At 62.2% G+C, this 21,830-nt stretch carries 23 protein-coding genes; 13 read left to right on the top strand and 10 right to left on the bottom strand.

Annotated elements, in window-relative coordinates; translation table 11 throughout:
* Positions 1–93: 93 nt before the first annotated feature.
* Together CAF76_RS21775 and CAF76_RS21770 are read left to right on the top strand one after the other, a co-directional pair.
* Positions 94–2,037: a DNA topoisomerase III gene (locus tag CAF76_RS21775; RefSeq protein WP_085648361.1), complete on the top strand. Its 1,944-nt coding sequence runs from the start codon at positions 94–96 to the stop codon at positions 2,035–2,037.
* A 47-nt stretch (positions 2,038–2,084) separates the two neighbouring features.
* Entirely contained in the window at positions 2,085–2,588 is a 504-nt protein-coding gene (locus CAF76_RS21770) for a GNAT family N-acetyltransferase (protein ID WP_085648360.1), read from the top strand.
* Positions 2,589–2,601: 13 nt separating this feature from the next.
* On the opposite strand, the gene CAF76_RS21765 is transcribed toward CAF76_RS21770, so the two are convergent.
* Entirely contained in the window at positions 2,602–2,973 is a 372-nt protein-coding gene (locus tag CAF76_RS21765) for a hypothetical protein (RefSeq protein WP_064597467.1), read from the bottom strand.
* A gap of 127 nt (positions 2,974–3,100) precedes the next feature.
* On the opposite strand from CAF76_RS21765, the gene CAF76_RS21760 reads away from it, so the two are divergent.
* Positions 3,101–3,430 (top strand): hypothetical protein, encoded by a 330-nt coding sequence (locus tag CAF76_RS21760; protein WP_047293552.1) that lies wholly within the window; start codon positions 3,101–3,103, stop codon positions 3,428–3,430.
* Positions 3,431–3,502: 72 nt separating this feature from the next.
* Here CAF76_RS21760 and cynR read toward each other — a convergent pair whose 3' ends face one another.
* The gene (gene cynR, locus CAF76_RS21755; protein ID WP_085648359.1) at positions 3,503–4,381 is read right to left on the bottom strand and encodes a transcriptional regulator CynR; all 879 of its coding nucleotides are present in this window, start codon (positions 4,379–4,381) and stop codon (positions 3,503–3,505) included.
* Between the two features lie 119 nt (positions 4,382–4,500).
* Between cynR and cynS the strand changes: the two genes are divergently transcribed.
* From cynS to CAF76_RS21740, 3 genes are all read left to right on the top strand, one after another.
* Entirely contained in the window at positions 4,501–4,965 is a 465-nt protein-coding gene (cynS, locus tag CAF76_RS21750) for a cyanase (RefSeq protein ID WP_064597470.1), read from the top strand.
* 84 nt (positions 4,966–5,049) lie between these two features.
* Positions 5,050–5,286 carry a DUF2790 domain-containing protein gene (locus CAF76_RS21745; protein ID WP_064597472.1) on the top strand — a complete coding sequence of 79 codons (237 nt, stop codon included), beginning with the start codon at positions 5,050–5,052 and terminating at the stop codon, positions 5,284–5,286.
* Positions 5,287–5,297: 11 nt separating this feature from the next.
* Complete coding sequence (locus CAF76_RS21740; protein ID WP_085648358.1) at positions 5,298–5,957, top strand: carbonic anhydrase; 660 nt, start codon at positions 5,298–5,300, stop codon at positions 5,955–5,957.
* 48 nt (positions 5,958–6,005) lie between these two features.
* On the opposite strand, the gene CAF76_RS21735 is transcribed toward CAF76_RS21740, so the two are convergent.
* Positions 6,006–7,508, bottom strand: coding sequence for an aldehyde dehydrogenase family protein (locus tag CAF76_RS21735; protein ID WP_085648357.1), 1,503 nt, complete (start codon positions 7,506–7,508; stop codon positions 6,006–6,008).
* Positions 7,509–7,577: 69 nt separating this feature from the next.
* On the bottom strand, positions 7,578–8,486 hold the full coding sequence (gene glsB, locus CAF76_RS21730; RefSeq protein ID WP_085648356.1) for a glutaminase B: 909 nt from the start codon (positions 8,484–8,486) through the stop codon (positions 7,578–7,580).
* A 361-nt stretch (positions 8,487–8,847) separates the two neighbouring features.
* Between glsB and CAF76_RS21725 the strand changes: the two genes are divergently transcribed.
* Both CAF76_RS21725 and CAF76_RS21720 read left to right on the top strand, forming a co-directional pair.
* Positions 8,848–9,051 (top strand): hypothetical protein, encoded by a 204-nt coding sequence (locus tag CAF76_RS21725; protein ID WP_039767107.1) that lies wholly within the window; start codon positions 8,848–8,850, stop codon positions 9,049–9,051.
* 58 nt (positions 9,052–9,109) lie between these two features.
* Positions 9,110–9,625 carry a DoxX family protein gene (locus tag CAF76_RS21720; protein WP_085648355.1) on the top strand — a complete coding sequence of 172 codons (516 nt, stop codon included), beginning with the start codon at positions 9,110–9,112 and terminating at the stop codon, positions 9,623–9,625.
* 3 nt (positions 9,626–9,628) lie between these two features.
* Here CAF76_RS21720 and CAF76_RS21715 read toward each other — a convergent pair whose 3' ends face one another.
* The gene (locus CAF76_RS21715) at positions 9,629–11,242 is read right to left on the bottom strand and encodes a murein L,D-transpeptidase (RefSeq protein WP_085648354.1); all 1,614 of its coding nucleotides are present in this window, start codon (positions 11,240–11,242) and stop codon (positions 9,629–9,631) included.
* 151 nt (positions 11,243–11,393) lie between these two features.
* Between CAF76_RS21715 and CAF76_RS21710 the strand changes: the two genes are divergently transcribed.
* From CAF76_RS21710 to CAF76_RS21695, 4 genes are all read left to right on the top strand, one after another.
* Positions 11,394–12,107: a murein L,D-transpeptidase catalytic domain family protein gene (locus tag CAF76_RS21710; RefSeq protein WP_064597485.1), complete on the top strand. Its 714-nt coding sequence runs from the start codon at positions 11,394–11,396 to the stop codon at positions 12,105–12,107.
* 147 nt (positions 12,108–12,254) lie between these two features.
* Positions 12,255–12,512, top strand: coding sequence for a DUF2790 domain-containing protein (locus CAF76_RS21705; RefSeq protein WP_064597487.1), 258 nt, complete (start codon positions 12,255–12,257; stop codon positions 12,510–12,512).
* A gap of 12 nt (positions 12,513–12,524) precedes the next feature.
* Positions 12,525–13,196, top strand: coding sequence for a heavy metal response regulator transcription factor (locus tag CAF76_RS21700; protein WP_039767117.1), 672 nt, complete (start codon positions 12,525–12,527; stop codon positions 13,194–13,196).
* On the top strand, positions 13,193–14,599 hold the full coding sequence (locus tag CAF76_RS21695; protein ID WP_064597489.1) for a heavy metal sensor histidine kinase: 1,407 nt from the start codon (positions 13,193–13,195) through the stop codon (positions 14,597–14,599). Before CAF76_RS21700 ends, CAF76_RS21695 begins: the two co-directional genes overlap by 4 nt.
* Positions 14,600–14,754: 155 nt before the next feature.
* Here CAF76_RS21695 and CAF76_RS21690 read toward each other — a convergent pair whose 3' ends face one another.
* Positions 14,755–15,375, bottom strand: coding sequence for a cell wall hydrolase (locus tag CAF76_RS21690; protein ID WP_085648353.1), 621 nt, complete (start codon positions 15,373–15,375; stop codon positions 14,755–14,757).
* A 199-nt stretch (positions 15,376–15,574) separates the two neighbouring features.
* Between CAF76_RS21690 and CAF76_RS21685 the strand changes: the two genes are divergently transcribed.
* Positions 15,575–16,426, top strand: a complete 852-nt coding sequence (locus tag CAF76_RS21685) for a CAP domain-containing protein (protein ID WP_064597492.1) — start codon at positions 15,575–15,577, stop codon at positions 16,424–16,426.
* 45 nt (positions 16,427–16,471) lie between these two features.
* On the opposite strand, the gene CAF76_RS21680 is transcribed toward CAF76_RS21685, so the two are convergent.
* The 4 genes from CAF76_RS21680 to CAF76_RS21665 form a co-directional block, all read right to left on the bottom strand.
* On the bottom strand, positions 16,472–16,624 hold the full coding sequence (locus tag CAF76_RS21680; protein WP_074688757.1) for a DUF2474 domain-containing protein: 153 nt from the start codon (positions 16,622–16,624) through the stop codon (positions 16,472–16,474).
* Positions 16,611–17,627, bottom strand: a complete 1,017-nt coding sequence (gene cydB, locus CAF76_RS21675; RefSeq protein ID WP_064597494.1) for a cytochrome d ubiquinol oxidase subunit II — start codon at positions 17,625–17,627, stop codon at positions 16,611–16,613. The genes CAF76_RS21680 and cydB overlap by 14 nt, the downstream gene beginning before the upstream one ends.
* A 17-nt stretch (positions 17,628–17,644) precedes the next feature.
* On the bottom strand, positions 17,645–19,060 hold the full coding sequence (locus tag CAF76_RS21670) for a cytochrome ubiquinol oxidase subunit I (protein ID WP_085648463.1): 1,416 nt from the start codon (positions 19,058–19,060) through the stop codon (positions 17,645–17,647).
* A gap of 109 nt (positions 19,061–19,169) precedes the next feature.
* Entirely contained in the window at positions 19,170–21,494 is a 2,325-nt protein-coding gene (locus tag CAF76_RS21665; RefSeq protein ID WP_085648352.1) for an FdhF/YdeP family oxidoreductase, read from the bottom strand.
* Positions 21,495–21,830 lie beyond the last annotated feature (336 nt).

The following is a 21,830-nucleotide window of genomic DNA, read 5'->3' as shown; positions in this document are numbered from 1 at the left end:
TTTATCTGTATATCCATACAGATAAAAGTTGCCCGTTCGCCCGAGTCAGGCCATCCTGTGCGCCTCTTCGGGCAATGATCGACGACGGTGGTTATGCGGCTGTACCTCTGTGAAAAACCTTCCCAGGCCAAGGACATTGCGGCCGTGCTCGGCGCAAAGCGTCGGGGCGACGGCTGCTGGCTGGGAACGGACGTCACGGTGACCTGGTGCATCGGCCACTTGCTGGAAACCGCGCCGCCGGACGCCTACGACGCCAAATACAAGCGCTGGGTGCTGGCGGACCTGCCGATCATCCCGGACAAATGGAAAATGACCGTAAAGCCGCGTACCGCCAGCCAGTACAAGGCGGTCAAGCGCCTGCTCGGCGAGGCCAGCGAACTGATCATCGCCACCGACGCCGACCGTGAGGGCGAGATGATCGCCCGGGAGCTGGTGGAGCATTGCCGCTATCGCGGGCCGATCCGCCGCTTGTGGCTGTCGGCGCTGGATGAAGCCTCGATCCGCAAGGCGTTGGCAGCGCTCAAACCGGGCGCTGAAACCTTCAGCCTGTATCACTCGGCACTGGGGCGCTCGCGGGCGGACTGGCTGATCGGGATGAACATGAGTCGCCTGTTCACCCTGCTCGGCCGGCAATCAGGCTATCAAGGTGTACTGCCGGTGGGCCGGGTGCAGACGCCGACGTTGCGGCTGGTGGTGGATCGCGACCGCAGCATCGCCGATTTCGTGCCGGTCGCGTACTGGGCCATCGACGTGCAACTGCTGCACAACGGCACGCCGTTCACGGCGCAGTGGCGTGCGCCGGGCGATGCCTGTGACGATCAGGACCGTTGTCTCAATCAGGCCCTCGCCCAGCAAGCGGCCGCCGCCATCGGCAGCGCCGCCAGCGCCCGGGTGGTCAAGCTGCGCACCGAACGCATGCGCGAAGTGGCACCCCTGCCCTTCGACCTCGGCACCTTGCAGGAAGTCTGCTCGAAGAAGCTCGGCCTCGGTGCCCAGGAAACCCTCGACATCGCCCAGGCGCTTTACGAAACCTACAAGGTCATCACCTACCCGCGCAGCGATTGCGGCTACCTGCCCCTGAGCCAGCACAGCGAGGCGCCAGCGATTCTTGCGGCGCTGCGTCAGGCCGACCCGAGCCTCGAAGCGCTGCGCGAGCATCTGGAGCCGCAGCGCCGCTCCCGCGCCTGGAACGACGCCAAGGTCAGCGCCCACCACGGCATCATCCCGACCGCTGCCGCGAAAAATCTCGAACGCCTGACCGGCAAGCACCGCGCGGTCTACACGCTGGTTCGCGCACGGTATCTGGCGCAGTTCCTGCCCAATCACGAATACGACCGCACCCAGGCCGATTTCGATTGCGCCGGGGAAGCCTTGCGCGCGGTCGGCAAGCAGATCATCGAGCCGGGCTGGAAACGCGCGTTGCCCGAAGCGCTGGCCCCGGCCAAGGGGCGTGAAACCCCCGCGCCGCAGACTTTGCCAGCGCTGACCCAAGGCTCCGAGTGCGCCATCGCGGACGTGAAACTCAAGGACCTGTGGACGCAGCCGCCCAAGCCCTACACCGAGGGCGACCTGATCAAGGCCATGAAGAACGTCGCCACACTGGTGGAAGATCCGCTGCTCAAGCAGAAACTCAAGGACACCACCGGCATCGGCACCGAGGCCACCCGCGCCTCGATCATTCAAGGGTTGCTGGATCGCGGTTATCTGGTGAAGAACGGCAAGGCGCTGTCCGCCACGCCCGCTGCCTTCAGCCTGATCGACGCCGTGCCGCGGGCGATTGCCGACCCCGGCACCACAGCGATCTGGGAACAGGCGCTGGACATGGTGCAGAGCGGCGAAATGAGTCTGGAGGAATTCGTCACCAAACAGGCCGCATGGATGAGCAAGCAAGTGACCCGTTGCGCCGGGCTGAGCCTGACTATCAGCGGCCCGCCACCTGCCGGCAAAGCCGCTGCGCCATGGAAGAACAAACGCAAGACCACTCGGCGCAAAACCACCGGAACCGGCAAACGCTCGGCGAAACCGGCGGCCAAATAGCCCGCTGCGCGCTACTGTTTCAACAGTGATGGTCAGGAGGCTGCGGCATGTCTGTCATCGAACTGCGCGTCGCCCGGCGCGACGAACTGGAAACCCTTGAAAACCTGATGCAGTTCTACACTTATGACTTCAGCGAGTGGCTGCCGCTGAAGCTCGGCGGGCATGGTTTCTTCCCGATCCAGTTGAAAGACGATTACTGGCGCCAGCCGGCGACCCGACCATTCCTGATCCACGTCGACGGCGAACTGGCGGGGTTCGTGACTGTGGATGACCACCTCCTCATTGAAGGCGCCGACTACAACATCGGCTACTTCTTCGTCAGCCGACGCTGGCGTGGCCAAGGCGTCGCGCAGTTTGTCGCCTCTGCCCTCTTGAGCCACCTGCCCGGTCGATGGCAGATTTTCCATGTCGACGCAAACCTGCCTGCACAGCGGTTCTGGGCCCGGCTCATCCCCGAGCTGAGCGGCGGCAACTTTACCCGCCAGACCAAAACAGTGGACGGCTATCCCTGCACGTTCTACTGCCTGCGCAGCCTTACTCCCACTGCCTGAAGCCCCCCTTTTTTCATTCCAGAATGACTTTGTCCGACAATATGTAGTGACCAAAAATAATCACTACAAAACCGTTGACGGCATCGTTTTGCTTTTGCATGATGCAGACGTCTCCCCGATCGGGAGCACTGGCAACACGCTTGAGCAAGCTCGTCTGACCGCCGAGCTGTTTTTTCCGGATACACGCTGCCCACAAGGCAGATTGAAGAAGCTGACCTGGCCTGAACGTCCAGTACAAGGACGAGAAGCGCTGGCGAAAATTCTCAAGACGCTTGTGGTCGACCCTGAAAACGTCGTCAAGGAGCCTCCCGGTTTTCGCTGCTTCTCCTCGTTGTGACGCTTTTGCGTAGCAGTTATTCAACACGACTACATGCAACAGACGCATGACCCCGTACTTCACACGGGCGACCGCTGACGTCCTGGTTTCGGTGCCAGGGATCAACTAACCGATGGGCTACCTGTATTAGCGAATCAACTTTGAAAGATCACCAGACTGGTCAAGGGGCAATATCATGAATCTGAACAATCAACCTACTATCGAAGAACTGGCTCGTATGTTCGCTGCGCAAAAAGACAGCCACGACAGCCATATTCTGTGGATCAGCAAGTCGGGTCAGGTCCATATCGACTGCCTGTCGCCCCATGCTGGTGAAGAAGAGTTCGATCGGAACAACCAGAACCTGCTGGCCCGCCTGAAGATGTACCGCCGTGGCCACGGCTATGTCGGCAAGAAAGCCGCGGCCGACAAGGACTTCATCGGTAATGTTCTGCAAACGCTGAAACAGGCGTGGGACTCGATGCAGAACAAGAACGAAGTTCGGGTGATTGATCGGTTCTGCTAAGTTAAAACTTCAATAAAACAAGAGCCTGCTTCGAAGACGAAGCAGGCTCTTTTTATTGCTCGCAAAAAAAGCTCATGAACGAGTTTCCAGCACCAGCTTCATAAACGCCTCAGCCGCCGCACTGTGATAGTTGTTCTTGCGCCGCAACAACGCCGCTCCCCGCTGCGGCGCTTCGCTCTCGACCCGCAACCTGCGCAACGCCCGGTCCTCGGTCGCAATCGCCTCGGGCAGCATGGTCGCAATCGGCGCATGCCGGATCACTTCCAGCAACGTGCTCACCGAATTCACCTCGATCTGCACCTTGGGGGTGATGCCGTTCTGGCGGAAGTATTCATCGATCGACAGGCGCGTGAAAAAATCAGGCGCCAGCAAGGCGAAATCCAGCTGCGCGATGTCCTCCGGCGTCAGCACCGAAGCGCTGTCATACAACGGATGTTCACGCCCGACCATCACCCCCAACGTCTCGACAAACGCGGGAATGCACTCGATGTCCGGATTACGCACCGGCGTGAAGGCAATCGCGATATCCAGCGAGTCATCCGCCAGCCCGGCCTCGATGTCATCCATCGACAACTCGAAAATCTCCAGGTGAATCCCCGGATACCGCGCCACGTAGTCGCGCACCAACGGCCCGACCAGGTACGCCATGAACGTCGGCGTCATGGCCAGGCGCAGCGAGCCTCGGGACAGATCCTTCACGTCATGCAACGCGCGCTTGCCCGCCTCCAGCTCCACCAGCACCCGTCGCGCGCATTCGATATAGGCCTGGCCGGCGTCAGTCGGTTTGACCGAGCGCGAGGTGCGGTCGAACAGATCCACACCGAGGGTTTCTTCCAGTTGGCGGATCTGTTGCGACAAGGTCGGCTGCGACACATGCAACGCCTCGGCAGCCCGGGTAAAGCCGCCGTGATCGGCCACGGCCAGCAGGTATCGCAAATGTCGCAGCAGCATGGAACGCTCCATCTATAGGCATTACTTATGCTTGGCATTGTATATCGGTCTTGGACGCTATGGATCAATCGGCAGAAGATGAATCCACACAGCAAGACAACCCCGAAAGGAGAAGCACCATGCAATCCCAAGCCTACAACGACAGCCGCATCGCCCTGACCACCCGCGCCCTGGATGCCAAGGCACAGAAAAACCTGTCGTGGCAGGATCTGGCCGACGACACCGGCCTGAGTCTGGCCTACGTCACCGCCGCCCTCCTCGGCCAGCATCCACTGCCCAAAGCCGCGGCCGAATTGGTTGGCGACAAGCTTGAGCTGAGCGCCGAAGACGTCGCCGCCCTGCAAATCATCCCGCTGCGCGGCAGCCTCGACGGTGTGCCGACCGACCCGACCATTTACCGCTTCCACGAGATGATCCAGATCTACGGCACCACCCTGAAGGCACTGGTTCACGAGCAGTTCGGCGACGGCATCATCAGCGCGATCAACTTCAAGCTCGACATCAAGAAAGTCGAAGACCCTGAAGGCGGTTCCCGCGCCGTTGTCACCCTCGACGGCAAGTTCCTCCCGCTGCGTCCGTTCTGATCCCTCCCGGGCCCGCACCCCGCGTGCGGGCCCCTCCAAACCTGATTTGCCAAGTCATCACCACATCTGTCTGGAGGCTGCCCCATGCAAAAAATTCTGTTGACCCTGGCCCTGCTCGCCGGCCTCGCCGCCCAGGCCCAGGCTGATGAAGAGGCCGTCGCCTATCGCTACGGCATGTCGCTGGACATCGCGCAGGTCGTGAGCATCACCCCGGTCGCCGACGTCTGCGGCGTGGTGCCGGTCGAAATGACTTACCTCGACAGCCACGGCGCAAAACACATTCTTCAATACAGTGAATTCGGCACCGGCTGTTCGAACTGAGAGGACACACCATGAAAAACCTGATCGAAGGCTTCCTGAAGTTCCAGAACGAGGCGTTTCCGCAACGCACCGAGCTGTTCAAACACCTGGCGACCACCCAGACCCCGGGTACGCTGTTCATCACTTGCTCCGACAGCCGCGTCGTTCCGGAACTGCTGACCCAGCAAGAACCCGGTGAGCTGTTCGTGATCCGCAACGCCGGCAATATCGTGCCGTCCTACAGCCCGCATCCGGGCGGGGTTTCGGCGACGGTGGAATACGCGGTGGCCGTGCTCGGCGTAACCGACATCGTGATCTGCGGCCACTCCGATTGCGGCGCGATGACCGCCATCGCCCAGTGCAAATGCATGGATCACCTGCCCGCCGTCAGCGGCTGGCTGCAACACGTCGAGTCGGCGAAAGTGGTCAACGAATCGCGGCCACACGCCAATGACGCCGCCAGGCTGAGTTCGATGGTGCGGGAAAACGTGATCGCGCAACTGGCGAATATCCAGACTCACCCGAGCGTGCGCCTGGCTCAGGAGAAAGGCCTGCTGAATCTGCATGGCTGGGTGTACGACATCGAGACCGGTTCGATCGACGCGCTGAGTGCCGACCGTCGCACCTTCGTCTCGCTGGCCGAGCAACCGTCGACGTGCGCGGTCTACGGTCAGGCAGTCGATGCGGCTTGAAAACACAACGCCGCGCCCGTCATTGCGACGGGCGCGGCGTTGTTCTGTTCAGCGTTTTACGCCCAGATCGATCTGCGTCATGCGGCTGCGTACGGTGAACACGCCGTCACCGGAGAGGATCGCGCTGCGAGCAAACAACCGGCCGCTTTCCCAGTTCGAAAGCCCCAGTTCCGGCTTGTTCAGCGCGTACTGGCCATCGACCCAACGGGTAATCCCGTTACCCACGAACGGCGCGTCGACCGCGCTGTAGAAACGCTCCTGAACCGCCGCGTCTTCGCTGATCAGCGACACCGTGAATTGCGGGCTGTAACGATTGAACAACGCGATGGCCTGATCCAGATCGTCGACGATCATCAGGCTGGTTTCCGGGGTTTCTTCCCATTCCCACTCGCGGCCCAGTTGCGCTTCCGGCAATGGCTCGGCCAGGGCTTCGGTCTGGTAACCCTCGGCGCGATAGACCTCGACCGTCGCGTTCTGCCAGTCGCTCGGCAGGTAGCTTTCGCTGCCTTCGACGATATGCAGTTTGCAGCCCTGACCACGCGCGGTGCCAGCCTGCTGCAAGGCGTCGAGGAACAGCGGCACCAGTTCGGCAGCACGGTCGCGCTGGATCAGGCAGACGTTCAACGTGTTGCAGACTTTGCGATCCAGCGAATTGCGCACCACGGCGGCGAAGCGTTTGGCATCGGCATCGCGATCAGCAATCAGCCACGCGCCACCGGTGCCATGCAGGCTGACGGCGGTGCCGGCCTGCTGGGCGATGCTGCCCAACTGGCTGACCGCACGCCCCGAACCACGAGCCACCGCCAGCGACAGACGCCGGTCGGCGAACATCGCCCAACCGGCGGCGTGGTTGACGCTCTCCACCAGCGACACCGCACCGGCCGGCAGACCGGCATCGGCCAACGCCGGGTTCAGGGCGTGGGTGACGATGGCTTGCGCGGTACCCAGCGCATCGCTGCCAATACGCAGCACGGCGGTGTTGCCGGTGCGCAGTACGCCCGCGGCGTCGGCGAAGACGTTTGGCCGACCTTCGAACACGAACGCGACGATGCCCAGCGGCGACACTACCTGCTCGACCTTCCAGCCGTCATGTTCGACGCTGCTGATCACCTTGCCACGGGTGGCCGGCGCATCACGCCAGGCGCGCAGACCGGCGATCATGTCGCGGCGCATGCGCTCGTCGGCGAGCAAGCGGGTGGTGGAGCGACCGCGCGCCTTGGCCCGTTCGATGTCGGCGAGGTTGGCGGTTTCGATCAGTGCCCAGGCGTCCGGGTTTTCCAGACGTTGGGCAAACAGATCGAAGAAGCGGCTGATGGCCTCGTCCGGCACCGCGGACAACGCGGTAAACGCCGCCGCTGCACGCTCGATTGCCACCGAGGCTGCCTGCTGATCCGCCACCGGAATCAGCAACAGCTCGCCGCTCACCTGCTCCACCAACAGGTGGTCGCCGGGGCGGAAACGCTCGGCCAGTTCGGGGCTGACCACGGTGACGCGGTTACCGGCGAAAGGGATAGGCGTGCCAGCGACGAGACGTTCGAGCGCGAGAGACATGGAGCGGATTCACCATATTGAGGGCGGCCGGAAAATGTATAGGTTGGCCTCCCTCAAAGCAACACGGCCTCAGAACACCGACCAGCCAATCCGCGAACTGAGCATTTCCAGCGCCGCCATCCCCGCCAGCGAATTGCCCGCCGCGTTCAGCTCCGGCGACCACACGCACACCGTGAACTGCCCCGGCACCACCGCGACGATGCCGCCACCGACGCCGCTCTTGCCCGGCAGACCAACGCGGTAGGCGAAGTTGCCCGCCTCGTCGTACAGGCCGCTGGTGGCCATGATCGAGTTGACTTGCTGGGTCTGGCGTCGGCTGAGGATCTGTTCGCCGCTGTGTTTGCAGAAGCCGTCGTTGGCCAGGAAACAAAAGGCCCGGGCCAGGTCGATGCAGCTCATGCGCAACGCGCAGTGGCTGAAGTAGCTGCGCAGCACCGCTTCAACATCGTTGTGGAAATTGCCGAAGGATTGCATCAGGTACGCCATCGCCGCGTTGCGCGCGCGGTGCTGGTATTCGGAGTCAGCGACCTTGCCGTCAACCATCACCTGCGGGTTGCCCGACAGCCGCCGCACGAAGTCGCGCATCGACAACGCCGGTGCGGCAAAGCGCGACTGGTTGATGTCGCAGATCACCAGCGCCCCGGCATTGATGAACGGATTGCGCGGACGGCCGCGTTCGAATTCCAGCTGCACCAGCGAGTTGAACGGCTGGCCGGAAGGCTCGTGGCCCAGACGCTCCCAGATCGCCTCGCCGGAATGTTCGATGGCCTGCACCAGGCTGAATACCTTGGAAATACTCTGCACCGAGAACGGCGTCTCGGCGTCGCCGGCGCAATACATCTCGCCGTCGTTGCCATACACGGCGATGCCCAGTTGATTGGCCGGCACGGTGCCGAGGGCGGGAATGTAGTCAGCCACCTTGCCCTGCCCGATCAGGGGCCGGACAGCGTCAAGGATCTCGTTCAACAGCGCTTGCATGCCGGGCTCCGAAGTCTCGCCCCATGGGATTGCGGGGACACCGTGGCTAGACGCTGCGGGTCTGAGGCAAATCACACATTTGGAATAATTGGAGATGCAGTGTGGGAGCGAGCCTGCTCGCGATAAGGCCGGCACAGACAGTAGCCTCGGTGCCTGACCCACCGCTATCGCGAGCAGGCTCGCTCCCACAGTTTTTAGCAGGCTGTGTATCGCAGTGTGTACGGCCCGACGCCCGACACATCCCGCGCACAAATCCGGCCCTTTGCGACACATCCGCGATACAGCCTGCCGCTCAAATACGCCTGTCGATCGGCAACCCCGATCAAGCCTTTGAACTCACCTATCGCATCGGAGATACATCATGACCAAGCGCTCGAAAACCTCCCTGACCCTCGGCCTGCTGCTTGCCGGTGGCCTGGCCCTGTCCAACGCCGCTTCGGCTTCCGAAGCGTTCAGCGTCAAGCAACTGGATCACGGCTACAGCCAGACCCAGGCCAAGGCCGACTCGGCGGAAAAAACCTCGGAAGGCAAATGCGGCGAAGGCAAGTGCGGCGCCGGCGAGTAACCCTTTTTTACGGGGCACGTCGGTGCCCCATTTTCTTTTGAATGAATGGAGCCTTCCCATGACCACAGCTCTCTCGTCGGCCGTCAAAGGCCTGCATGTGAACCTCGACCGCGCCGGTCAGTGGCTCGCGCCGCTGACCTTGCGCCTGTTCATCGCCTGGGAGTTTTTTGAATCGGGGCTGGAGAAATTCAACGGCCAGAACTGGTTCGAAGACATTCAGGAGCGGTTCCCGTTTCCCTTCGACCACTTGCCGGCCACGCTGAACTGGGAACTGTCGATGTGGGCCGAACTGATCTGCGCGCTGGCGATCCTGATCGGATTCGGCACGCGGATTTCGGCGATTTCGCTGATTGTCGTGACCGTCGTCGCCACCGCTGCCGTGCACTGGCCGGCGGACTGGTCATCGTTGAGTGAACTGGCCCAGGGTTATGCGATCACCAACAAGGGCTTCGGCAACTTCAAGCTGCCGGCGATTTATTTGGCTGCGCTGGTGCCGCTGGTGTTTACCGGGGCCGGCAAGTTGAGCGTGGATGCGTGGCTGGCGCGGTTTTTCTGGAAACGCGCCAGCCACTGAGGATCAATGCGCCCGGTCCAGCCCGGCCAGCAACGCACTGTCCCGGCTGTAGATGTCCGGTGCGTAGAGCACACGCCCCTGGCCGTCGACCTGTGCCGTCCAGTAAGTCATGAGGATCGGCACCGGATTGCTCAGGCGGAATTCATGGGTGGTGCCGGTGGCGAGCAAGGTGTCGGTGCGCGCCTTCTCCGCCGGGCTGAGCAGCAAATCGCGCAGCTTCATCGGATGCTCGACCCGCACGCAGCCGGAGCTGAACGCCCGTGGCCCCTTGTCGAACAGCGCCTTGCTCGGCGTGTCGTGCAGGTACACCGAAAACGGGTTGGGGAAACGAATGACCATTTGCCCCAGCGGGTTGCGTGGCCCGGCGTCCTGACGCAGGAGGATGTTGCCGGGGTTGTCCCAGTCGATGTCGGCGGCGGCCAGCGGCTGGCCGTTGGCGTCAAGCACTTGCAGATTCTGGCGGCTGAGGAAGGTCTGGTCCTTGCGGATCTCCGGCAGCTTGTCTTCCTTCCAGATCGTCGGCGGCACGGTCCAGGTCGGGTTTAAGGTCAAGCGTGTGACCCGGGATTTGAGCAGCGGGGTCTGGCGTTCGGCGCGCCCGACCTGGGTGCGGGTCTGCCACACCGGCAGGCCGCCCTTATAAAGCGTCAGCTCGGCCGCGGCGACGTTGACCAGCAGACCGTCCGGCTCCATGTCCTGGGCCATCCAGCGGAAACGTTCTAGGTTGACCCGCAACTGTTCACGGCGAGTCAGCGGACTGATGTTGAGTTCGGCAATCGTTCCCGGCCCGACCACCCCGTCTGCCTGCAACGAATGGTTGGCCTGAAAACGCTTCACCGCCTCCACCAATACGCCGTGATAAGCGTTGTCCGGCGTGCCGACCACACTGCTCAGATAACCTTCGCTGTAGAGCCGGCGGGCCAGTTCCGGCACGCGTTTGTCTTCCATGTCCGGACGCAGCAACGGGCCGTTGCCCACCGACGTCCACTGAGGCAGGGCTTGCAGGCGCTGCGCGGCATACAGATGACGCAGGTTCTGGTACTGCGCCAACTGCGGCCGGGCCAGATCGAAGGCAGCCGGAACGTTGTGCACGCCCGGCACGGCGATCGCCAGCAATTCAGCCTGACGGTCGCGAGGCGTTTCGTCGGAATGCCACAGCGGTTCGAAGTGCGATTGCAACAGGCGGCCGTAATGCAGATCCTGCAGGGCTTGCAGGTAATAGCGGCTGATCTCGATATCGGCGCACAGTTCTCCATCCTGCGGCGCGGTGAGCGCCACCGGATAGCGTTTCGGGTTCAGGCCATCGTCGGCCAACAGCTGCAATTGCGCATGCAAGGCCGGCAATTGCCCGCCATCGGCCCACACTGGCAGCCAGTCCTGCTGCTGGTAGAACGCGCGCAACTGATCCAGCGCCGGGCCGCTGAGGCTGGTGCCGATCGTCGGGCACGCCTGGGGCAGGCTGATCAGCGCAGCCTGCAGCGGGCTCTGCGGCTCGATGGGCATTTCCGTCGGCACGGGCGGCATCGTCGGGAGTCCCGGCAACGGCTCTTCGGCGCAAGCGACAAACGGCGCAGCGAGCAAACAAATGCTCAAGTAGCATGCGTACTTTTTGAACAACTGCTTTACTCCAATCCATGGCCGTCTTGATTGACGGTCAACCTTACCTCAGGTGCGGTGCACAGTCAGGCCCGATTCGCGGGCTTGCCGGGAACGACTGGACGTCAGGAGCCTAAGTGCCAAACAAGTAGCAAGTGGAGACTCACTTTAAATGTTGACGTTTTTGCGCCGACTTCTGCTGACTGCCACCGCCCTTGGCGTGCTGACCAGCCCAGCCTTTGCCGCCGGCACCTCTTCGCCGGTTCTCTACACCAGCCTCGCGCACGCCGCTCCGGAACTCAATCCCCAGGCGCTGAAAGGTGCCTTGAGCGCCATGCAATGTGCGATCAACAACGGCGCGAAGCAGTCTCGTCATCTGGCGATCATCGACTATTCGCAGCCGTCCACCGAGCGCCGGTTGTGGATCTTCGACCTGACGCGGAAAAAACTGGTGCTGCGCGATCTGGTCGCCCACGGCTCGAACTCCGGGGAAAATTTCGCCACCCGGTTCTCCAACCGTGAAGGCAGTTTCCAGTCCAGCCTCGGCCTGTTCCGGACCCAGGAAAGTTACCAGGGCACCCACGGTTACTCGCTGCGCATGGACGGTCTGGAACCGGGCATCAACGACATGGCCCGTGACCGCGCCATCGTGATCCATGCCGCCGACTACGTGAACCCGTTCTGGAGCAAACGTACCGGCCGCCTGGGCCGCAGCCAGGGTTGCCCGGCGGTGCGACCGCAGGTTGCCAAACGGGTGATAGACAGCCTGAAGAACGGCCAATTCATGTTCTCCTGGTACCCGGATCAGCAGTGGCTGAAATCCTCGCCGTACCTCAACTGCCAGCCACAACAGATCGCGAGCATTCTCAGCACCCACGCCAGCTGAATACGCTGTGGGAGTGCGCTGGCTCCCACAGGTTCGGTTTATTACAGATTTGTCATCGAGTTGTCGGTTTGCCGAGCGGATCGCCCGGTAGCTTGAAGTTGTCCCGGCCAGAACGCCGATCAACTTCAACGATTCGAGTGACCCATCATGAAAACCCTGATCCTCGCCTTCACCGCCCTCCTCGCCACCGGTTCCGTGTTCGCCGCACCTGCGCCGGACGCTGCCGTCATTCATGACAAAACCGGCTTCTTCGTGCACCTGGATGTCGACAAAGTCCTCTCCAGCACCGATATTTCCCAGGCCTGCGGCGTGATCCCCGCGCAGCTCGACTACCTCGACCACCAGGGCCGTGAACATGTGCTGGACTATCAAGTGCAAGGCAGCGGCTGCACCAACGACCATTGAGGCGCAGTAGCCATGAATATCCTTGTTGTCGAAGACGAACCGAAGGCCGGCAATTACTTGCTCAACGGCCTGCAGGAACTGGGCTACAGCGTGAGCCTGGCCCGGGACGGCGCCGACGGTCTGCACCTGGCGCTGGAGTTCGACTTCGACGTGATCGTGCTGGACGTGATGATGCCGAAAATGGATGGCTGGGAAGTGCTGCGCCGGCTGCGCAAGGAGACCGACACGCCGGTGCTGTTCCTGACTGCCCGCGACGACATCGCCGACCGGGTCAAAGGCCTGGAGCTGGGTGCCGACGACTACCTGATCAAGCCGTTTTCCTTCGCCGAACTGGTGGCACGCCTGCGCACCCTGACCCGGCGCGGGCCGATCCATGAAGAAGAGCAATTGCAGGTGGCCGATCTGCAGATCGACGTGCTCAAGCGCCGGGTCAGCCGCGCCGGCAACCGGATCACCCTGACCAACAAGGAATTCGCCCTGCTGCAACTGTTCGCCACCCACACCGGGCAAGTGCTGTCGCGCTCGCTGATCGCCTCGCGGGTGTGGGACATGAATTTCGACAGCGACACCAACGTGGTCGATGTCGCCGTGCGCCGCCTGCGGGCGAAGATCGACGATCCGTTTCCGCTCAAGCTGATCCACAGCGTGCGCGGCATCGGCTACCGCTTCGATACCCAGCCATGAAAATCGCCGGCACGTATTCCCTGACCTTGCGCCTGGCGCTGGTCTTCGCCGTGCTTGCCTTCGCCGCGCTGGCAGGCCTGGGCGCGGCGCTGTACAACCAACTGGAAGCAGCTCTGATTCGCCGCGACGACATCCAGTTGGTCAGTCGCGTCGATCAGTTGCGCACCTTCCTCAACGACAGCAACACCCTGGAACTGATCAAGAACAAGCCGGCGCTGTTTCAGAACATGCTCGGCAACCGCGAAGCCTTGCTGACCATCGGCGCACCCGGCCAGCCGCCGTTGCTGGTGGTCAACCCCGGCAACCTCGCCACCCCGAACTTGCCCGCCGTACCGATCGATCACCCGATGGCCCTGAGCGATGTACAGCACTTGCCGAGCGTCGACGGTGTGCCATTTTCGGCGGTGGCGGCGACCATCGACTCGGGCGATCTGGGCAACCTGCAGGTGCTCACCGGACGCCTGATGACCGAGCGCACGGCAATGCTCGCCAATTATCGGCTCAGCGTGTACGGCCTCGCTTCATTGGCCGCGATTGTGCTGGCGCTGGTCGGCTGCCTGCTGGTGTATCGCGGTTTGCTGCCATTGCGGCGGATTGCCCGGCATGCCCACGGGATCGGCATCGCCAACCTCGGCGAACGCCTCGACCGCCACGGCACGCCCCGGGAATTGCAGCCGATGATCGAAGCTTTCAATGCGATGCTTGACCGGCTTGACCGAGGGGTTGCGCAACTGAGCCAGGTCTCCACCGACATGGCCCACGAACTGCGCACGCCGATCAACAACCTGCTCGGCGAGACCCAGGTCGCCCTGCAACAGAACCGCAGCGTCGACGCCTATCAGCAGTTGCTCGCCTCCAACGTCGAAGAACTCGAACGGCTGGCGCGGATGCTCGACAACATGCTGTTTCTCGCCCGCACCGACCCGGCCAGCGCGCTGAGTCAGCGGCAGGAGCTGGACGCCAGCGATGAGATGCAACGCATTGCCGATTACTTCGAAGGGCTGGCCGCCGATGTCGGCGTCACCATCGAGGCCAGTGGCAGCGGTGTGATCTGGGCAGAGCCGATGCTGCTGCGCCGAGCGCTGGCCAATCTGTGCGCCAATGCGATCAAGTACGGCGCGGCGGATTCGACGTTGCAGGTCGAGGCCGTGGCTGAAGCGGACGGCAGTTATCTGCGGGTACGCAATCAGGGGGCGACCATTCCTGCCGAACACCTGTCGCGGCTGTTCGAACGCTTCTACCGCGTCGATCCGTCCCGCGAGCGCTCGGCCCAATCCAACGGGCTGGGCCTGTCGATTGTCGCGACCATCATGCAATTGCATCAGGGCCGCTACAGCGTCAGCAGTGTTGACGGCATCACCTGCTTTGAACTGTTCTTTCCGGCCCGACAACCCCGCGACTGATTTCGCCAAGGTTTCCCTGTGGGAGCGAACCTGCTCGCGAATGGGTTGTGTCGGGCACTGATGAAACTGACTGACCCGGGCGCTATCGCGAGCAGGCTCGCTCCCACAAGGAAAATGCAGTGCGAACGGCGCCATTGTGTGCGCGAAGTCTGCGCCTAACGCGCATCCCCGCCAGCGGGCTTATAGAACAGAAACTTCCTGGTCTCGGCGGTTTTCCTGTATTCCTTCGCCCAGCTCGGATGAACGTTACGGTCGTGGAAATACAGCGCGCCGTGGGTGCGGTCGGTGAGCTGGCGGTTCAGGGCCTTGCCGGCGATTTCCTTGGCCAGCGCGTATTCGGCGTCCTCCTTGACCTGATCCGGACGCCCGTCGCACCACCAGGAAAACTGGCAACTCCTGGTTTCCGAGCCCTGCTTGACCACCTCGCAGACCGTGCCCGGAAAGCCGTCATGCCCGAGACGGTTCATCACCACACTGGCCACGCCTTCCATGTCGGCAGTGTCCTTGCCCTTGGCTTCCCAATAGATACTGCGTGCCAGACAGGTGATCGGATCGTCCAGCGGCGCAGCGCCGGCGGGGTCGACCGCCTGGGCTTCGGTCGGAGTGATGGCTTCGGATTTGGGTGCCGGGGGCGCGTCGGGTTTGTCGGCCGCTTTCTCTTCCAGTACTTCGGCTTTCGCTTCAGCCTTTTCCTTGATCGGCGCCTGATCGGTGGCCAGTGCCGTACCGCTCAGCAGGGTCAACGCAAGACAGCAAAGCAACCCGTTCAATCCCATGATCATTCTTCCGGCAGGGCCCGCTGCGGGCAAAGTGTTACGTGGTTGAGACGCCCGGATCCCGGGCTCTTCGCGAAGTGTAGACGGCAATTTTCACAGGATCGTTCCGCAGAAAAATCCGTGCCATGAAGAAAAAGACATTGCACCAACCGGGGCCCTTTCGCGCATGATGTGCGCACTCAGCCCAAGGGAGATTTCCATGCGCTTCATGCCATCCGTTCTGCGACTCGCCGCGTTGTCCGTGGGCCTGGCGCTGGCCACTTCGGCCATGGCCACCGACGAGTCGCAATTGATCGAATCGATCAACAGCTACCGCAGCCAGCCGCAGCGTTGTGGCAGCCAGGCGTCCAGCGAATTGCCGCCGCTGTCGGCCGATCCGCGCCTGATTCTGCCGGCCACCGGCGTGGTGGATTTGCAGCAGGCGATGTCCAGCGCTCGCTACCCGATGGTCAACGTGCAGGCGATCACCCTGAACGGACCACGGGACGCGGCGTCGGCGATGAAGGCGATTCAGGAGAGCTTCTGTCAGGTGGTGCTGGATCCGCAGTTCGTCGATATCGGTGTCAGTCGCGCCGACCGTGACTGGCGCATCACTCTGGCCCGACCGCTGCTGTCGGCCCGCCTCGGCGACGGTCAGGCGGAAGGCCAGAAACTCCTCGAACAACTCAATGCCGCCCGCGCCCAACCGCGCCAGTGCGGCAGTCAGGCATTCGCGGCGACCACGCCGCTGGCATGGAACGCGGTGCTTGGCGGCGTTGCCCAGGAACACAGCCGCGAGATGGCCAACAACAATTATTTCGACCACAAGGACCGCAACGGCGGCACTCCCGGCGACCGCGCCGAACTGGCCGGCTACAGCGGCCAGCAGGTCGGCGAGAACATCGCCGCCGGCCAGGACACGGTGCAGAAGGTCGTCGCCGGCTGGCTCGCCAGCCCCGGTCATTGCGCCAACCTGATGAACCCTCAATATCGTGAGCTTGGCGCTGCCTACGCAGTCGATCCGAAGAGCAGTGCCGGGATTTACTGGACTGCGATGTTTGGCGGGGAGTAAATCCCGCGCAATAAAAACCGGAGCCAGGCTCCGGTTTTTTTATGGTCAATGAGTTCTCATCCCCGCCGCGTACATCGCCAGCTTCAGCAGGCTCGCCACCACCGCCAGCGAAACCACGCTGCCGGACCAGATCAACAGCAACCAGCCCAGGCGTTTGTACCAGCGGCTTTTCACTTCACGCATCTCAATGGTAGCCATCGCCAATCCTCACTTTGCCGCGGAACACGTAGTAGCTCCAGAAGGTGTACATCAGGATCACCGGCAGGATAAACAGCGCGCCGATCAGGGCGAACAGCTGGCTGGTGGCCGGTGAAGCCGCCGCCCACAGGCTGACCGACGGCGGGATGATGTTCGGCCAGATGCTCAGTGCCAGACCGATGTAACCGAGGAACATCAGCACCAGGGTGAACACGAACGGCCAGTGGGTGTGGCGCTGACGCAGCGAACGCAACAGACCGAACAGCGCCAGCACCGCCAATACCACCAGCCCGGCGAACACGGTCAGGTGCGCATGGTTGAACCAGCGACTGGCCAGTTCCGGATGCAGTTGCAACGTCCACACGCCGATCACCACCACCATCGCCAGCAACAGCCACGCCAGCGGACGGCTGTAGTGGCGCATCCGCGATTCGAGCATGCCTTCGGTCTTGACCAGCAACCAGGTGCTGCCGAGCAAGGCGTAGGCGATCACCAGACCGACGCCGCAGACCAGCGGGAACGGCGCCAGCCAGTCGAGACCGCCACCGGCAAACTGCCGATCCACCACCGGAATCCCCGCCACATACGCGCCGATCACCACGCCCTGGGAGAACGTCGCCAGCAGCGAACCGCCAATGAACGCCCAGTCCCACAGATGGCGTTTTTCAGCCGGCGCCTTGAAGCGAAACTCGAACGCCACACCGCGGAAAATCAACCCCGCGAGCATGAAGATCAACGGCAGATACAGCGCCTCCAGAATCACCCCGTACGCCAGCGGAAACGCGCCGTACAAAGCCGCGCCGCCGAGCACCAGCCAGGTTTCGTTGCCATCCCACACCGGTGCGACGGTGTTCATCATCACGTCGCGTTCCTGCTCGTCGCTGATCATCGGGAACAGGATCCCGAGGCCCAGATCGAAGCCGTCCATGATCACGTACATCATCACCCCGAAGGCAATGATCACGCCCCAGATCAACGAGAGATCGATACCTTGAATACCCATGACTCAACACTCCTTTTTCAGTGGACCCGGGTCGCGGATTCGAGGTTGTCGGTGACCGCCGAAAGTGGCCGGCGCGGGGTCTGCACCTGAGTGCCTTCGGGCGGATGTTCGTGGTGCGGCTGCGGGCCCTTGCTCACCAGTTTCATCATGTAGCCGATGCCCACGGTGAACACCGAGCAGTAGATGACGACGAACAGCGCCAGCGACGTGCTCATCTGCGCCACCGAGTGATGGGACGCGGCGTCATGGGTGCGCATCAGGCCGTACACCACCCACGGCTGACGCCCGACTTCGGTGGTGATCCACCCCGCCAGCAGCGCAATCAGTCCGCTCGGCCCCATCAGCAGCACCAGCCGCTGGAAGCCGCGATGCCGGTAGATCTTGCCGTTGCGCCGCAGCGCCAGCCCCAGCACACCGACCAGAATCATCAACATCCCCAGCCCGGCCATCACGCGGAAGCTCCAGAAAATCACGGTCGAGTTCGGCCGGTCTTCTTTCGGGAAGCTCTTGAGCGCCGGGATCTGCTTGTCGAGGCTGTGGGTGAGGATCAGGCTGCCGAGGTACGGAATCTCGATCGCGTATTTGGTCTTCTCCGCCTGCATGTCCGGGATGCCGAACAGCACCAACGGGGTCGGCCCGTTGTCGGCGTTTTCCCAGTGGCCTTCGATGGCGGCGATTTTTGCCGGCTGATGCTCCAGGGTGTTCAAGCCATGGGCGTCACCGACCACCGCTTGAATCGGCGCCACGATCAGCGCCATCCACAGCGCCATGGAAAACATCTTGCGCACCGGTTTGCTGTCGTTGCCACGCAGCAAATGCCAGGCTGCCGAAGCACCGACGAAGAACGCCGTGGCGACGAACGCGGCAATCGCCATGTGCGCGAGACGGAACGGGAACGACGGGTTGAACACGATCGCCAGCCAGTCGACCGGCATTACCCGGCCGTCGACAATTTCGAAGCCTTGCGGGGTCTGCATCCAGCTGTTGGAGGCGAGAATCCAGAAGGTCGAAATCAGCGTGCCGATAGCGACCATCACCGTGGCGAAGAAGTGCAAGCCACGGCCCACGCGGTTCCAGCCGAACAGCATCACCCCGAGGAACCCGGCTTCGAGGAAGAACGCGGTCAGCACTTCATAGGTCAGCAACGGCCCGGTGACGCTGCCGGCGAAGTCGGAAAATCCGCTCCAGTTGGTGCCGAACTGGTACGCCATGACCAGCCCCGACACCACGCCCATGCCGAAGTTGACGGCGAAGATCTTTGACCAGAAGTGGTAAAGATCGCGGTAAGTGTCGTTACGGGTTTTCAGCCACAGGCCTTCGAGCACCGCCAGGAAACTCGCGAGACCAATGGTGATCGCCGGGAAAATGATGTGGAACGAAACCGTGAACGCGAATTGAATTCGCGCCAGGTCCAGTGCCTCCAGGTTGAACATGATGATGTCCTCATCAAGGCTGAAAAGCGGCAGCACACGGCCGGGCCACCGCCAGGCGCGAACGCCTGCAGCCAGTCAAAATGCAAAAGGGTTGGATCGCGTGGTTCGGTCAGGCCACCGACGACGGGATCAGGTTGCTCGCCTCGGCCGCTTCGAGGCGGATCGCCACGAATTTGGAGGTCGGCGTGTAGGTGCGGTCGCCGTAGCTTTCCAGCGGCACCAACGGGTTGGTTTCCGGGTAGTACGCGGCAGCCTGCCCGGCGGGAATGTCGTAGGCGATCAGGGTGAAACCGCTGACCCGACGCTCGCGCTCGTCGCCCCACAGCGCCACCAGATCAACCTTTTGCCCCGGTTCGAAACCGAGTCGGCGGATGTCCTGTTCGTTGGCGAACACCACGTCGCGCATCCCGTATACACCGCGATAACGGTCGTCGAGGCCGTACAGCGTGGTGTTGTACTGATCGTGGGAACGCATGGTTTGCAGGATCAGATGCGGTTTGACCGGCAGGTTGCGCACGCCTTCGCTGATCAGATGTTCCGGCAGCACACACGGGGTGAACTGGGCTTTGCCGGATTCGGTGTTCCAGACCCGGTCGGAGGCGTTGTTGCCGAGGTGGAAACCACCGGGGATCAGCAGCTTCTCGTTGAAATTCTCGAAGCCCGGAATCACGTCGGCGATCAGGTTGCGGATACGCCCATAGTCGCCCACCGCCCATTCCCAGTCGATCGGGTGCTTGCCCAATGTGGCGGCAGCGATCCCGGCAATGATCGCCGGCTCGGATTTCAGGTGGGCCGACTTCGGCTTCAGTTGACCGAACGACAAATGCACCATGCTGAAGGTGTCTTCCACGGTCACGCCTTGCGGACCTTCGGCCTGGACATCGATGTCGGTACGGCCCAGGCACGGCAGGATCAACGCATCACGCCCGGTCACCAGATGGCTGCGGTTGAGCTTGGTCGAAATGTGCACGGTGAGGTCGAGTTTGCGCATCGCGGCGTGGGTGCGCGGGGTGTCCGGCGTGGCTTGGGCAAAGTTGCCGCCCAGACCGATAAACACCTTGGCGTCGCCCCGCTCCATGGCGCCAATTGCCATGACCGTGTTGTGGCCGTGCATGCGCGGCACCTTGAAGTTGAAGCGTTTCTCCAGAGCATCCATCAGCTCGGTCGGGGCCAGTTCGTTGATGCCCATGGTGCGGTCGCCCTGCACGTTACTGTGGCCGCGCACCGGCGACAGCCCGGCGCCCGGACGGCCGACGTTGCCGCGCAACAGTTGCAGGTTGATGACTTCCTGCAGGGTCGGCACCGAGTGCACGTGTTGGGTCAGCCCCATGGCCCAGCACATGATCACGCTCTTGGCCCGGGCGTACATGCGCGCTGCCAGTTCGATGTCATGCAGCGGCACGCCGGACTGCTCGACGATGTGCTCCCAGCTCGTGGCATCGACTTCGGCCAGATAGCCGTCGAGGCCCGACGTGTGCTCGGCAATGAACGCGTGATCGAACACCGGCTCGCCGCCCGTGGCCTGGGCTTCGCGCTCCCACTCCAGCAGGAATTTGGCCATGCCGCGAATCATCGCCATGTCGCCGCCCAGTGCCGGGCGGAAGTACGCGGTGTTGGTCGCTTCCCAGCCGTTGCTGAGCATCTCGATCGGGTTCTGCGGATTCTGGAAGCGCTCCAGTCCACGCTCCTTGAGCGGGTTGATGCACACCACTTGGGCGCCACGTTTCACTGCTTCACGCAGCGGTTCGAGCATGCGCGGGTGGTTGGTGCCGGGGTTCTGGCCGATCACGAAAATCGCGTCGGCGTGGTGCAGGTCTTCATAGACCACCGTGCCTTTGCCGACGCCCAGGCTCTCGCCCATGCTCACCGCACTGGCTTCGTGGCACATGTTCGAGCAGTCCGGGAAGTTGTTGGTGCCGTAGGCGCGGACGAACAACTGATAGAGAAACGCCGCTTCGTTGCTGGCACGACCCGAGGTGTAGAACTCGGCCTCGTGGGGCGATTTCAGGCCTTTGAGGTGCTTGGCGATCAGCGCAAAGGCGTCGTCCCAGGTAGTTTCCACATAGCGGTCGACCCGCGCGTCGTAGCGCATCGGATGGGTGATCCGGCCCTGATACTCAAGCCAGTAATCACTTTGCTCGGCCAGGGTCGAGACCGTGTACTTGTTGAAGAACGCCGGATCGACCAGGCGGCCGGTGGCTTCCCAGTTCACCGCTTTGGCGCCGTTCTCGCAGAACTTCAGCATGCTCGCGCCGGGTGCTTCACCCCAGGCGCAACCGGGGCAGTCGAAGCCGCCGTTCTGGTTGGTCTTGAGCATGGCGCGGATGTTTTTCAGGGCGTTTTCACTGCCCAGCCAGTTCTTGGTGAGGCTGATGACAGCGCCCCAACCCGCAGCGGCGCCCTTGTAGGGTTTGTAACGGTCGACTTGTGACATGGGACTTCTCCATGACGATGCACACAGGCAAAAACCTGATCGGGTTTAAACAGCGACGACTGGCTTTCAAGTTAAAAAGCGGTCGTTTCGTTTGACGGGGCCAAGGATAGGAACCGCTGCAAAACCTTGTCTAATCGCTATTAGTGACTGCGTTATCGAAAGCATCTATCACGGCGTTAAACCCTTTAAATACGGACACTTGCAAAACTAAGCAGCGCAAAATTCCAAATAATTATTTCATCATCGACAGCATCAATCGGCCGGTCATTAAGAGTGATTGGACGCTTTCTCAAGTTGCTCATAACCTGCACCGACCCGATCCCTTCAATAGCGGAT

It is taken from the genome of Pseudomonas sp. B40(2017) (genome assembly GCF_002112855.1).
GTDB lineage: Bacteria > Pseudomonadota > Gammaproteobacteria > Pseudomonadales > Pseudomonadaceae > Aquipseudomonas > Aquipseudomonas pharyngis.
Note: the sequence above shows the minus strand (reverse complement) of the source record. Positions and strands in the feature narration are given on the sequence as shown.

Bases quoted from the DNA above. Each gene is read 5' to 3' on its own strand.
- CAF76_RS21740 (WP_085648358.1), top strand. From the start codon at position 5,298: ATGAAAAACCTGATCGAAGGCTTCCTGAAGTTCCAGAACGAGGCGTTT.
- CAF76_RS21710 (WP_064597485.1), top strand. From the start codon at position 11,394: ATGTTGACGTTTTTGCGCCGACTTCTGCTGACTGCCACCGCCCTTGGC.
- CAF76_RS21665 (WP_085648352.1), bottom strand. From the start codon at position 21,494: ATGTCACAAGTCGACCGTTACAAACCCTACAAGGGCGCCGCTGCGGGT.
- CAF76_RS21685 (WP_064597492.1), top strand. From the start codon at position 15,575: ATGCGCTTCATGCCATCCGTTCTGCGACTCGCCGCGTTGTCCGTGGGC.
- glsB (WP_085648356.1), bottom strand. From the start codon at position 8,486: ATGCAAGCGCTGTTGAACGAGATCCTTGACGCTGTCCGGCCCCTGATC.
- CAF76_RS21680 (WP_074688757.1), bottom strand. From the start codon at position 16,624: ATGGCTACCATTGAGATGCGTGAAGTGAAAAGCCGCTGGTACAAACGC.
- CAF76_RS21700 (WP_039767117.1), top strand. From the start codon at position 12,525: ATGAATATCCTTGTTGTCGAAGACGAACCGAAGGCCGGCAATTACTTG.
- CAF76_RS21670 (WP_085648463.1), bottom strand. From the start codon at position 19,060: ATGTTCAACCTGGAGGCACTGGACCTGGCGCGAATTCAATTCGCGTTC.
- CAF76_RS21770 (WP_085648360.1), top strand. From the start codon at position 2,085: ATGTCTGTCATCGAACTGCGCGTCGCCCGGCGCGACGAACTGGAAACC.
- CAF76_RS21735 (WP_085648357.1), bottom strand. From the start codon at position 7,508: ATGTCTCTCGCGCTCGAACGTCTCGTCGCTGGCACGCCTATCCCTTTC.
- cynS (WP_064597470.1), top strand. From the start codon at position 4,501: ATGCAATCCCAAGCCTACAACGACAGCCGCATCGCCCTGACCACCCGC.
- CAF76_RS21775 (WP_085648361.1), top strand. From the start codon at position 94: ATGCGGCTGTACCTCTGTGAAAAACCTTCCCAGGCCAAGGACATTGCG.
- cynR (WP_085648359.1), bottom strand. From the start codon at position 4,381: ATGCTGCTGCGACATTTGCGATACCTGCTGGCCGTGGCCGATCACGGC.
- CAF76_RS21760 (WP_047293552.1), top strand. From the start codon at position 3,101: ATGAATCTGAACAATCAACCTACTATCGAAGAACTGGCTCGTATGTTC.
- CAF76_RS21765 (WP_064597467.1), bottom strand. From the start codon at position 2,973: ATGCGTCTGTTGCATGTAGTCGTGTTGAATAACTGCTACGCAAAAGCG.
- CAF76_RS21705 (WP_064597487.1), top strand. From the start codon at position 12,255: ATGAAAACCCTGATCCTCGCCTTCACCGCCCTCCTCGCCACCGGTTCC.
- cydB (WP_064597494.1), bottom strand. From the start codon at position 17,627: ATGGGTATTCAAGGTATCGATCTCTCGTTGATCTGGGGCGTGATCATT.
- CAF76_RS21720 (WP_085648355.1), top strand. From the start codon at position 9,110: ATGACCACAGCTCTCTCGTCGGCCGTCAAAGGCCTGCATGTGAACCTC.
- CAF76_RS21690 (WP_085648353.1), bottom strand. From the start codon at position 15,375: ATGGGATTGAACGGGTTGCTTTGCTGTCTTGCGTTGACCCTGCTGAGC.
- CAF76_RS21745 (WP_064597472.1), top strand. From the start codon at position 5,050: ATGCAAAAAATTCTGTTGACCCTGGCCCTGCTCGCCGGCCTCGCCGCC.
- CAF76_RS21695 (WP_064597489.1), top strand. From the start codon at position 13,193: ATGAAAATCGCCGGCACGTATTCCCTGACCTTGCGCCTGGCGCTGGTC.
- CAF76_RS21725 (WP_039767107.1), top strand. From the start codon at position 8,848: ATGACCAAGCGCTCGAAAACCTCCCTGACCCTCGGCCTGCTGCTTGCC.